Here is a 12,259-nt window from a genome sequence, read left to right as displayed (position 1 = left end):
TCTTCGGTCAAGTCATCTTCTGACAAAATCTAATCACAATGACTTTCCTTTAAGTGATGATCAATTTTGCAGCCTTTCAATTGTATTTAGCACCTATAAAAATTATAATAATCATGCTTGACCACGACTGGGTTGGAAGAGATCGAATGTTTGACCTAGTTTGACTATTGTGGTAAATTAGCAAAGTAGCATTGAGAGTGCTAATTAGTTCTTAAGAAATGAAATTCAAGGAGGCAATACCATGTTAGTGCCAACAGTTATTGAACAAACATCCCGCGGCGAACGTGCCTATGATATTTATTCTCGTTTGCTGAAAGATCGGATCATTATGTTGTCTGGCGAAATCAACGACCAAACGGCTAACTCGATCATTGCACAATTACTCTTTTTAGATGCTCAAGATTCCAATAAAGATATTTCTATCTATATTAATTCACCCGGTGGTGTGATCACTTCTGGATTAGCAATCATGGATACGATGAACTTTATCAAGTCAGATGTTCAGACGATTGCTATCGGTATGGCTGCTTCAATGGCTAGTGTCCTCTTAGCAACAGGGACGAAGGGCAAACGGTTTGCCTTACCCAATTCAACCGTGTTGATTCATCAACCGTTGGGTGGCGCTCAAGGTCAGGCGACAGAAATTGAAATTGCTGCCGAAGAAATCTTGAAGACACGCAAAAAGATGAATAAGATCTTAGCAGATGCAACGGGTCAGTCTATTGAAACTATTCAAAAAGATACTGAACGTGATAATTACATGAGTGCCGAAGAAGCTAAGAACTATGGCTTGATCGACAAAATCATGGTTAACATGCAAGATAAATAACGTTTTAGAGGTAGTATGCTCACTTTGTGTATGCTGCTTATAGGGACAGTTATTGAAGCCGTCGATGGTCAGATCGACGGCTTTTTTATCGAGTTAAACCGCAATAGAATCACGTTATGGACGTTGCTCAAAAAAGTGACTCGCTAATTTGTGAAAAAAACGAGGCAAGTTCTTGCAAACTTAAATCGGGGTTGTTATAATAAATATGTTCTTGATAAGGGGTGTCCACGTCAGTGTGATCTCTTTTATTTTTTGACAAGATGGGTCTTAAAATGACACCGATGGACAATATTTGTCCCACGGAAGGGTCTGTGAGTTATGCAAAATGATTTGGCGTGGATTGAAATGATCGCCCCAGATTTTCTGAATACGATCAGACAGCGCTACTTGATTTTGCAACGGATTCAGTGGATGGAGCCAGTTGGTCGCCGCACACTCTCGCTAGAGCTTGATTTAAGTGAACGTGTTTTGCGGACAGAGACCGACTTCCTAAAGTCTTCGGGATTGATATTATCGTCGAAATCGGGTATGGTGTTAACTGAGGCTGGTCATGAAATTCTCGTGAAACTTGACGGTTTGATGTCTGATCTACTTGGGTTTCCCAAGAAAGAGAAGCAGCTGGCAAGCATCCTTGGTATTGATCATGTCCTTATCGTTTCCGGGGACAGTGATCAACAACCACCAGTGCTTAGACGCTTAGGGCAACTCTTGAACAACACGCTTTCGATGTTATTGCCAGATGGTCGCAATGTTGTTGCGGCGATGGGTGGCACGACGATGGCGGCTGTTGCTAAAGAACTAACACCTTTACTGTCACGTGAACGTCAGTTGTTGTTTGTTCCGGCTCGTGGGGGCATTGGTGAGTTGGTTGATATTCAGGCCAACGCGATTTGTTCTCAGATGGCGCAGAACACTGGTGGTGAGCATCGTAGTTTGTATGTTCCCGAGAATGTCAGTGAGCGCACCTATGAACCGCTACTCAAGGAACCCTCGATTAAACCTGTTTTGGATTTAATCGCGCACGCCAATGTGGTGATTCACAGCATTGGTGATGCAATGACCATGGCCAGTCGGCGACAAATGCCCGCCGATGTCATCGAAGCCTTAAAAGCTAAGCAAGCTGTTGCGGAAGCTTTCGGTTATTTCTTCGATGAAACTGGTCAAGTGGTTTACAAGATACCACGGGTTGGATTACAGATCCGGGATCTTAACGATATACCGTATGTATTTGCCGTTGCGGCTGGTGCTAAGAAAGCTAAAGCCATTCGCGCATACATGCATAATGCACCTCATCAGACATGGTTTATCACGGATGAGGCTGCTGCTAACTCGCTTTTAAAAGGGGCAACCTTTTAAAGAAAATTTTTAAATTTTTATTTCCTGAAGGAGGAAATTTTGTATGACTGTAAAGATTGGTATTAACGGTTTCGGACGTATTGGACGTTTGGCATTCCGTCGTATTTTGGAACTTGGTGCAAAATCAAGTGAAATCGAAGTCGTTGCAATTAACGATTTAACTTCACCTGCTATGCTTGCTCACTTGCTTAAATATGATTCAACTCATGGTACTTTGGATGCCGAAGTCAGCGCAACTGAAGATTCAATCGTCGTTAATGGTAAATCATATCATGTATATGCAGAACCACAAGCACAAAATATTCCTTGGGTTAAGAATGACGGTGTTGACTTCGTACTTGAATGTACTGGTTTCTACACTTCAAAAGCAAAAGCACAAGCTCACTTGGATGCTGGTGCAAAGCGTGTCTTGATCTCCGCTCCTGCTGGTAGCGACCTTAAGACAATCGTTTACTCTGTAAATGATGACACTTTGACTGCTGAAGACACAATCGTTTCAGCTGGCTCTTGCACAACTAACTCACTTGCTCCATTTGCACAAGCATTACAAAATGAGTTTGGTATCGAAGTTGGTACAATGACAACTATCCATGCTTACACTTCAACACAAATGTTACTTGACGGCCCCGAGCGTAAAGGTAATGTTCGTGCTGCACGTGCTGCTGCAATCAACACAATTCCTCACTCAACTGGTGCTGCTAAAGCTATTGGCTTGGTATTACCAGAATTGAAAGGCAAGTTACAAGGTCATGCACAACGTGTCGGTGTTCCTGATGGTTCAGTTACTGAATTAGTATCTATCTTAAGCAAAAAAGTTAAAGATGCTGATGAAGTTAATGCTGCAATCAAGAAATACACGATTGACAACCCTTCATTTGGTTACAACGAAGACAGTGTTGTATCTAGTGACATCATTGGCACTACTTACGGCTCAATCTTTGACCCAACACAAACAGAAGTTACAACTGCTGGGGATCACCAATTAGTTAAGGCTGTTGCTTGGTATGACAACGAATACGGCTTCACTTGCCAAATGGTTCGTACTTTACTCAAATTTGCAACTCTTTAATTAAAACTTTCAGCACAACAAATCTAATATGCTGATTTTAAGGCGGAGGGAGGTCGACTCCTTTCGCCTTTTATTTTTGAAAAATAGTCTTGGAGGTTGTCCATCAATGGCAAAATTAATCGTTTCTGATGTTGATGTTAAGAATAAAAAAGTCTTGATCCGTGTTGACTTTAATGTTCCTATCAAAGATGGTGTGATCGGCAATGATAACCGTATCGTTGCTGCCTTACCAACCATCAAATATGTAGTTGAAAATGGTGGTAAAGCCATTTTACTTTCTCATTTAGGCCGTATTAAGAGCGACGAAGATAAGAAAGCCTTGAGCTTACGTCCCGTTGCTGCTCGCTTATCTGAATTACTTGGCAAAGAAGTTAAATTCGTGCCAACTAACGAAGGTGCTGAATTAGAATCAGCTATCAATGATATGAATGATGGCGACGTTATCTTAATGGAAAACACTCGTTTCCAAGATATCGACAATGATTTCGGCAAACGCGAAAGCAAGAACGATCCTAAATTAGGCGAATACTGGGCTTCATTGGGCGACGTTTATGTTAACGATGCCTTTGGTACAGCTCACCGTGCCCATGCGTCAAACGTGGGTATCGCAACAGCTATGAAAGCTGCTAACAAACCAGCAGCTGCTGGCTACTTGATGGAAAAAGAAATCAAGTACTTAGGCAATGCCGTTGATAATCCTGTACATCCTTTCGTGACAATTCTTGGTGGCGCAAAGGTTTCTGACAAGATTGGTGTTATCGAAAACTTGATTCCTAAATCAGACCACATCTTAATCGGTGGTGGGATGGCTTATACTTTCTTAGCTGCACAAGGCCACAAGATTGGTAAGTCATTGTTTGAAGCTGATAAAGTTGAATTAGCTAAAGACCTGCTTGCAAAAGCTGGCGACAAATTAGTTTTACCTGTTGATAATGTTGCTGCTGCAGAATTTTCAAATGATGCTAAGCATGAAGTTGTCGGCGTTGATATTCCTGACGGTGAAATGGGCTTGGATATCGGTCCTAAGACCATCACTTTGTTCAAAGACATCCTTAAAGATGCTAAGACAGTTGTTTGGAATGGTCCAATGGGTGCATTTGAAATGAGCAACTATGCTGAAGGAACACTCGAAGTCGGCCGTGCACTTGGCGATTTGAAAGATGCTTCAACAATTATCGGTGGTGGCGACTCAGCTGCTGCTGCAATCCAATTAGGAATTGCTGACAAGATCAGCCATATTTCTACTGGTGGTGGCGCATCACTTGAGTATCTTGAAGGTAAGGAATTACCTGGTATCGCTGCTATTTCCGAAAAATAATTTTGAGGTGAATTAATTTTGAGAACACCAATTATTGCTGGTAACTGGAAAATGAACCAGAACCCTGAAGAGACCACTGCATTCGTTAATGCAGTCAAAGATCAATTACCTGCAAGTGACAAAGTTGAAGCTGTTATCGCTGCTCCAGCCGTTGACTTGTCAGCATTACTTGCTAGCGCAAAGGGTTCAAACTTGAAGACTTCTGCTGAGAATGCCTACTTCGAAGATGCAGGTGCATTCACTGGCGAAACAAGTCCTAAAGTTTTGAAAGAAATGGGTATTGATTACACGATTATCGGTCATTCCGAACGTCGTCAATATTTCCATGAAACAGACGAAGACATTAACAAAAAAGCTAAAGCATTGTTCAACAACGGCATCACACCAATCATCTGCTGTGGTGAGACGCTCGAACAACGTGAAGCTGGCGAAACAAATAACTGGGTTTCTGGCCAAGTTAAGGCTGCTCTCGAAGGCTTAAGTGCTGATCAAGTTTCTAGCTTGGTGATTGCTTATGAGCCAATCTGGGCAATCGGTACTGGCAAGACTGCTTCAAGTGAACAAGCACAAGAAGTTTGCCAAGTTATCCGTGAGACAGTTAAAGGCCTCTACAATGAACAAACTGCAGAGAATGTTCGCATTCAATACGGTGGTTCAGTTAAACCTGCTAATGTTAAAGAATTAATGGCAAAGCCTGATATCGACGGCGGTTTAGTCGGTGGTGCCAGTCTTGATCCAGAATCATTCTTAGCCTTAGTTAATTACCAAGATTAATCGCAATTTCTTTGTTATTTTGTCTGGTTGTTTGGTAAAATAAAATTGTATGCCGAGTTAATCGGTAAAAAGTTAAAAAGGAGCAAAAAACATGTCTGTTATTACTGATGTTTTAGGCCGCGAAGTTTTAGATTCACGCGGTAACCCAACTGTTGAAGTTGAAGTTTATACTGAATTAGGTGGCTTTGGCCGTGCTATCGTTCCATCAGGTGCTTCTACTGGTGAACACGAAGCTGTTGAATTACGTGATGGCGACAAGAGCCGTTTCGGTGGCAAAGGCGTTTTAAAAGCTGTTGCTAACGTGAACGACAAGCTTGCTAAAGAAGTTGTTGGCATGGACGTTACTGACCAACGTGCCATTGACCAAGCGATGATCGACTTAGATGGTACACCTAACAAAGGTAAATTAGGCGCTAATGCAATTCTTGGTGTTTCTTTGGCTGCTGCACGCGCTGCTGCTGACGAATTAGGCCAACCATTGTACGAATATCTTGGCGGCCCAAATGCCCACGTTTTACCAACACCAATGATGAACGTTATCAATGGTGGTGCACACTCTGACAACAAAGTTGACTTCCAAGAATTCATGATCATGCCTGTTGGTGCAAAATCAGTTCACGAAGCTGTTCGTATGGGTTCAGAAACTTTCCAAGCTTTGAAGAGCTTATTATCTGCTGATGGTAAAGCAACTTCAGTTGGTGACGAAGGTGGTTTTGCACCTGACTTTGCTAACAACGAAGAGCCTTTACAATACTTGATCAATGCGATTGAAAAAGCTGGCTACAAACCTGGTGAAGATATCGCTATTGCCATCGACGTTGCTGCTTCTGAATTATGGAATGAAGAAGACAAGACTTACAAGTTACGTTGGTCAACTGGTGAAGAATTCAGCACACCTGACTTCGTTAAGTATCTTGAAGACTTAGCTGACAAGTACCCAATCATCTCGATCGAAGATCCTATCGATGAGAACAACTGGGAAGACTGGGCTGAGATTACTAAAGCACTCGGCAAGAAAGTTCAACTTGTTGGTGATGACTTCTTCGTTACCAACACACAATACCTTGAAAAAGGGATCAAGATGGGCGCTGCAAACTCAATCTTAATCAAAGTTAACCAAATTGGTACTTTGACAGAAACTTTTGAAGCTATTGAAATGGCTAAAGAAGCTGGTTATACAGCTATCGTTTCACATCGTTCTGGTGAAACAGAAGATACAACCATTGCTGACTTAGTTGTTGCAACGAACGCTGGCCAAATCAAGACAGGTTCAATGAGCCGTACAGATCGTATTGCTAAATACAATCAATTAATGCGGATCGAAGACCAACTTGGCGATGCTGCTAAATACAAAGGTGTTCACAGCTTCTACAACTTAGGTAAATAATTGAAATAAGCCTAGTTGCTTAGGCAATTATGACTGTTTCAATTCTACGTTCTATATTAAGAGCCACAAAAAAGGGTTACCTTTTTGTGGCTCTTTTTGATGGTCGCAGGGAAAGCTACGACCATCAAAAAAGGAGACTAGTTTTACCGGAAAATTGAACAGATTTTAACACAATACTGGAAAAAAAGTGAAAACTATGATATTGTTTTATGAGTAAGAATTTCGTAGTTACGTTTTCGGAGGTCAAGTCATTGTACGATATTATTCAAACGTTACTCATCATTGACTCGGTTGTTATTATTATCGCGGTTATGATGCAACCTACTAAACAACAAGATGCTTTGAACGCCCTTTCTGGTGGTGGCGGTGAATTATTCGGTCAGACGAAGAAACGTGGCTTTGAAGCAGTCATGGAGAAAGTAACTGCGGTTTTGGGCGTTATTTTCTTTGTGTTGGCGATTATCTTGGTTTATTTATCATCACATTAACACTTGGAAATGCGCTCCTGCAATCGCAGGGGCTTTTTTTATAGTGGATGGCGTCTTTAGATGTTAAGCATCGTTGCCAAATCGGAATGATGAAGTCTGATCATTCAAAATTTTGCAATGATGTTTAACGATGATCAATAAATCAACTTTAATGGCAGTCGAATGACAAATAATAATAGAAATAGTGAGGCAATAAATGGCAGAGCAAGATTATTTAACAGCAGAAGTATTAGAAATCTTTCGTCAAAACCCTGAACGTAAATATGGCGTCCAGGATATTAATGATATTTTGAAATTAAAAGGTGCGACCGCTTTTAAACGGTTGGTCAAGATTCTAGCCACTTTAGAGGGTGAAGGCTCAATTACGGTCAATGAAGGCGGTCGTTTCAAGTTAACACCGACTTCTGAAGAAGTGATTGGGAAGTTTGCCGCCAATGATAAGGGCTTTGGTTTCGTTCGAGTTGAAGCCGATGAGACTAGTAAGGAAGAAATTCCGGATGTTTTTGTGCCTAAGCAGAGCACTGCACATGCGTTACAAGGTGATCGCGTGCGTGTGCGTATTGTCAAAAAGGCTAATCCTTGGAATGGCAAGGGACCCGAAGGCGAAGTTATCGAGATCATTGAACACGGCATGACCAAGTTGGTTGGTGAGTTCCAGCCATATAGTGATACGCAAGTCGCTAAGACGGGATTAATTGGCTATGTTCGTAGTCATGACAAGAAGCTTGCTAACTATCCGGTCTATATTAAAGATACCGGGATTCATCCCCAGATGGGTGATATGGTCCAGGTTGAAGTCACTGAATATCCAAGCGATGCGTTCCCAACTCGAATGCTTGGACTAGCAATCACGACGTTAGGGAATAAAAACGACCCAGGCGTAGACATCATGTCTCTTGTTTATTCACATGGCGTTAGAACTGAATTCCCAGATGATGCTAAACTTCAATCGCAAGAAATCCCAGATGAGCTTCAACCTAATGATTGGGTGAACCGCAAGGATTTGACGGATCAAGTTGTTGTGACAATTGATGGCGATGACTCGAAAGACTTTGATGACGCCGTTGGATTAACGCGGCTGCCAAACGGCAATTTCTATTTAGGCGTGCACATTGCTGATGTGAGTCATTATGTCACTGAAGGTTCACCTTTAGATAAAGAGGCGTACGAGCGTGGAACGAGTACTTACCTGACAGATCGGGTGATCCCAATGTTGCCCTTCCGCTTGTCTAACGGCATCTGCTCATTGAATCCAGGCGAGAATCGTTTAACACTAACCTGTGAAATGGAAATTGACCAGAATGGGACGATTTTAAATCATGAAATTTTCCCAAGTGTGATTCGTTCAAAGGCACGGATGACCTACAATAACGTTAATAAGATTATTGAAGATCATGATCCGGAACTAATTCAGCGCTATCAACAATTGGTGCCAATGTTTGAAGATATGGCCGAATTGCACGCCATCTTGTTTAAACGACGTCATGATCGTGGCGCCATCGATTTTGAGGAGACCGAGGCCAAAATCAAAGTCGATGAAAAGGGTTGGCCAATCGATATTGTGTTGCGTGATCGCGGCACTTCCGAAAAGATGATCGAATCCTTTATGTTGGCAGCCAATGAAACAGTTGCTGAGCATTTCAATCGTAGCCACGTGCCGTTCTTATATCGTGTTCACGAAACACCAGATGGCGAGAAGATCAAATCATTCTTCGAATTTGTTTCTGCATTCGGTATCGTTGGACATGGTAAAGCAGACGACATTAAGCCGATTGAATTACAAAAAGCACTCGCAAAGGTTGTGGATACGCCTGAAGAAATGGTTGTCACAACGATGTTATTGCGGAGCATGAAGCAAGCTCATTATTCTGTCGACCCACTTGGTCATTTTGGCCTTGGTGCGGAATACTACACGCACTTCACGTCACCGATCCGTCGTTATCCTGACTTGATGGTCCACCGTTTGATCCACACTTATGCAAGTTTGGGCATGGGCGATAAAGTCAAAGAGAAATGGGCGGGAAAATTACCTGATGTTGCGGTTCATACATCTGAACAGGAACGCCGATCAATTGATACCGAACGTGACGTTGATGACTTGAAGAAAGCTCAATACATGATGGACAAGGTTGGACAAGAGTACCCTGGTGTCATTTCATCCGTGACAAAATTCGGGATGTTTATTTCGCTTGAAAACACAGTTGAAGGTTTAATTCATATTTCGAATATGCGTGATGATTACTATGATTATGACGAGAAACAAATGACTTTGACAGGTGCGAAGACGCATAATGTTTATCGAATCGGCCAAGAAGTCCGCATCAGGGTTTTGCGTGCTGATCCGGATCAAGGTCAGATCGATTTCATTATCGCTGGTCAAGATCCCGCACCTACTGAGAAACGGCCAGCATTTGCAAAAAAGCCCGCTCAGAATCAGGATCATCAACCTAATCGACGCGGTAAGTATGAACGTCAGTCAAGTGGGCGTCAAGGGTCACGAAAACGCTAAGTCATTCAAATTTTGAATTATTATTTGCTAGTTTTCCGAATTTTCAAATGAAGTAGGTGATCATGATGGCGAAGAAACATCCAGAGAAACCTAAGAATCAACTCGCTACTAATCGTAAAGCTCGACATGACTATGCAATCTCGGATACTTATGAGGCTGGTATGATGTTGACAGGGACCGAAATCAAGTCGGTTCGTGCAGGTAAAATCAACTTGAAGGATGGTTACGCACAGATCCGTCAAGGCGAGTTATGGCTGGAGAATGTGCATATTAGTCCGTATGATGCTGGTAATCAGTTCAATCATGATCCGTTGCGGCGACGCAAGCTCCTGCTCCATAAACACGAGCTTGCCAAACTAAGCGGTGTCGTCAAGGATAAGGGAATTACGATCGTGCCCTTAAAAGTTTACTTGAAACATGGATTTGCTAAGGTCCTGATTGGTGTGGCCACGGGTAAACATGAATATGACAAGCGCGAAACAATTAAGCGGCGCGAACAAGATCGCGAAATGCGTCGAGTCATCAAGAATAATTTTTAGCATGATTGACTTTATGACTAAAAGGGCAAGATAGTGAGGTTCGAATCTCAGCTATCTTGCTTTTTTGCGTAAATGTTTGAAGTCGACCGTTGTGTTTGAATCGCAGTTAAGGCAATCATTTCGAATAACCATTTCATTCTTAATAAAACATTTAATTCAAGTTGTTATTTTTTACAAAAATAATATGCTATAATGTGTGAAATCACGTGGGGAATGAGGGGCGCCTATGTCTGAACATGCAAGAACTGATCGCTTGCAGCATCAGGAAGCTAAGGGTGAGGAACCTGGATCGCAGAAACCGCTAAAACCGATTAAGCAACGAACGAAGAAAAAGAAACCGATTTTAAAAATTATCTTGTTGGTCCTGGCTGCTGTCTTGCTGGTTGGCGCAGCTTACGGCGTTCATTTACTTCAGCAGACGCGAAACGCCATTGATAAAACCTATTCGTCTGTTGACAAGGCAAAAGAAGCTAAAGTTTCCAAAGTTGTGGTTGCAAAAGATCCAATTTCTATCTTGTTATTAGGAACTGATACTGGCGCCTTCGGACGCAAAGATGTGAATGGAAATTCTGATACGATTATTGTCGCAACGATTAATCCGAAGACAAAGCGGACGACGCTGACTAGTGTGCCACGTGACACCATGGGGCAAATTGTTGGGACAACTAATTATGATTTTGAAAAAATAAACTCGGCCAACCTTCGTGGTGGTCCTAAAATGGCCTTAAACTCTGTTTCTAAGCTTTTAAACGTCCCTCTGACTAATTATGTCAGCATCAACATGGGTGGCTTACAACAGATTGTAGACGCTGTAGGAGGCGTCGACGTGGATGTCACTTTTGCCTTCTCATATGGTGGTTCAACCTTTACTAAAGGCAAGATGCATCTTAATGGTCAACAGGCTCTGAATTATGCGCGGATGCGTTATACAGATCCACGTGGCGATTATGGTCGCCAGGAACGTCAGCGTGACATTATTGAATCAATTATTAAGAGTGCTGCTTCGACCGGAACTTTAGCTAACTTCCAGAAGCTGCTTGATTCTATTTCAAATAATGTACGAACGAATTTAACCTTCGACCAAATGGTGGCGATTTTCAAAGGCTATCGCGGCGCCGCAAAAACGGTTGAAAGTGATCACGTTCAGGGAATCGGTGCGTACTGGGGCAAGGCAGCAGTTCAAATTGCTGCAACCACCGAGTTGCAACGTGTTTCCGATAAGATTCGAACTGAACTGGGCCTTGAAAAAGAAACAGTCAATAATGAGACGACACGTCAGAATCAGTTAAATGCGACTAATGGTTTCAATTTCAAAAATCCGACCACAATTCAAAATTTTGAAGTCCATGCAAATTGAGTTTGAATGCAAGACTTATTCCGGATGAAATCGTCTTTGAGCAATGAAGTAGAAATTCAAAAAAATAAGCAAATAATTTAAACAAAAGTATTGACCAAATCTTATTTTCTCGATATACTAGTTATTGCTTATTAAGTGGCCCGTTGGTCAAGTGGTTAAGACACCGCCCTTTCACGGCGGTAACATGGGTTCAAATCCCGTACGGGTCATGGCACCACTTTGGAGGTTTAGCTCAGCTGGGAGAGCGTCTGCCTTACAAGCAGAGGGTCACAGGTTCGAGCCCTGTAACCTCCATTTTTTTACTCAAGCGATCAATCAGATTTGAATTGTCAATAGGATTGGTTGTTGATTCGGTCCCATGGTGTAGGGGTTATCACGCCTGCCTGTCACGCAGGAGATCACCGGTTCAAATCCGGTTGGGACCGCCAATAACTTAGAAAAGCTATCTATCAATTGATGTGTGATCGATTGATAGATAGCTTTTTTGCATTGATTATTTGAGATAGTTCAGTCTGAAAATCGTTCAGTGCCGCGTTTTGCAATCCGCGTTCACCTTTACAATAGCTATAAAAAGGTCTGAGTGTTAATACTTGCAACCGGTTACAACTCATGCTAATATATAATTGTAAAGAG

The 12,259-nt window shown here is 42.1% G+C and carries 10 protein-coding genes and 3 tRNA genes; all 13 read left to right on the top strand.

The annotated features are described in order from the left end of the window. Positions 1 to 223: 223 nt before the first annotated feature. Complete coding sequence (gene clpP / locus FC15_RS05075) at positions 224 to 829, top strand: ATP-dependent Clp endopeptidase proteolytic subunit ClpP (RefSeq protein ID WP_307724957.1); 606 nt, start codon at positions 224 to 226, stop codon at positions 827 to 829. Positions 830 to 1,147: 318 nt separating this feature from the next. Then, positions 1,148 to 2,185 (top strand): sugar-binding transcriptional regulator, encoded by a 1,038-nt coding sequence (locus FC15_RS05070; protein ID WP_057824587.1) that lies wholly within the window; start codon positions 1,148 to 1,150, stop codon positions 2,183 to 2,185. A gap of 43 nt (positions 2,186 to 2,228) precedes the next feature. Next, positions 2,229 to 3,254: a type I glyceraldehyde-3-phosphate dehydrogenase gene (gene gap, locus FC15_RS05065; RefSeq protein WP_057824586.1), complete on the top strand. Its 1,026-nt coding sequence runs from the start codon at positions 2,229 to 2,231 to the stop codon at positions 3,252 to 3,254. A gap of 106 nt (positions 3,255 to 3,360) precedes the next feature. After that, on the top strand, positions 3,361 to 4,572 hold the full coding sequence (locus FC15_RS05060; RefSeq protein ID WP_057824585.1) for a phosphoglycerate kinase: 1,212 nt from the start codon (positions 3,361 to 3,363) through the stop codon (positions 4,570 to 4,572). An 18-nt stretch (positions 4,573 to 4,590) separates the two neighbouring features. Beyond that, positions 4,591 to 5,346, top strand: coding sequence for a triose-phosphate isomerase (gene tpiA / locus FC15_RS05055; protein ID WP_057824584.1), 756 nt, complete (start codon positions 4,591 to 4,593; stop codon positions 5,344 to 5,346). A gap of 91 nt (positions 5,347 to 5,437) precedes the next feature. Further along, a complete protein-coding gene (eno, locus tag FC15_RS05050; RefSeq protein WP_057824582.1) occupies positions 5,438 to 6,733 on the top strand; it encodes a phosphopyruvate hydratase in 1,296 nt (431 codons plus the stop codon). Positions 6,734 to 6,984: 251 nt separating this feature from the next. Further along, positions 6,985 to 7,221 carry a preprotein translocase subunit SecG gene (gene secG, locus FC15_RS05045; RefSeq protein WP_057824580.1) on the top strand — a complete coding sequence of 79 codons (237 nt, stop codon included), beginning with the start codon at positions 6,985 to 6,987 and terminating at the stop codon, positions 7,219 to 7,221. Positions 7,222 to 7,417: 196 nt separating this feature from the next. Next, complete coding sequence (gene rnr, locus FC15_RS05040) at positions 7,418 to 9,730, top strand: ribonuclease R (RefSeq protein WP_057824578.1); 2,313 nt, start codon at positions 7,418 to 7,420, stop codon at positions 9,728 to 9,730. A gap of 65 nt (positions 9,731 to 9,795) precedes the next feature. Continuing rightward, complete coding sequence (gene smpB, locus FC15_RS05035) at positions 9,796 to 10,269, top strand: SsrA-binding protein SmpB (RefSeq protein ID WP_057824576.1); 474 nt, start codon at positions 9,796 to 9,798, stop codon at positions 10,267 to 10,269. Between the two features lie 226 nt (positions 10,270 to 10,495). Continuing rightward, positions 10,496 to 11,626 carry an LCP family glycopolymer transferase gene (locus tag FC15_RS05030; protein WP_083479109.1) on the top strand — a complete coding sequence of 377 codons (1,131 nt, stop codon included), beginning with the start codon at positions 10,496 to 10,498 and terminating at the stop codon, positions 11,624 to 11,626. A 137-nt stretch (positions 11,627 to 11,763) separates the two neighbouring features. Further along, positions 11,764 to 11,835: transfer RNA gene (locus tag FC15_RS05025), tRNA-Glu, on the top strand. A 12-nt stretch (positions 11,836 to 11,847) separates the two neighbouring features. Next, positions 11,848 to 11,920 (top strand) — tRNA-Val (locus FC15_RS05020). 58 nt (positions 11,921 to 11,978) lie between these two features. Next, a tRNA-Asp gene (locus FC15_RS05015) sits at positions 11,979 to 12,054 on the top strand. Positions 12,055 to 12,259 lie beyond the last annotated feature (205 nt).

Origin of the sequence: Lapidilactobacillus concavus DSM 17758, from assembly GCF_001435835.1 — a bacterium.
Taxonomy (GTDB): Bacteria; Bacillota; Bacilli; order Lactobacillales; family Lactobacillaceae; genus Lapidilactobacillus; species Lapidilactobacillus concavus.
The sequence above is the reverse complement of the archived record's forward strand: the minus strand, read 5'-3'. Positions and strand labels throughout refer to the sequence as shown.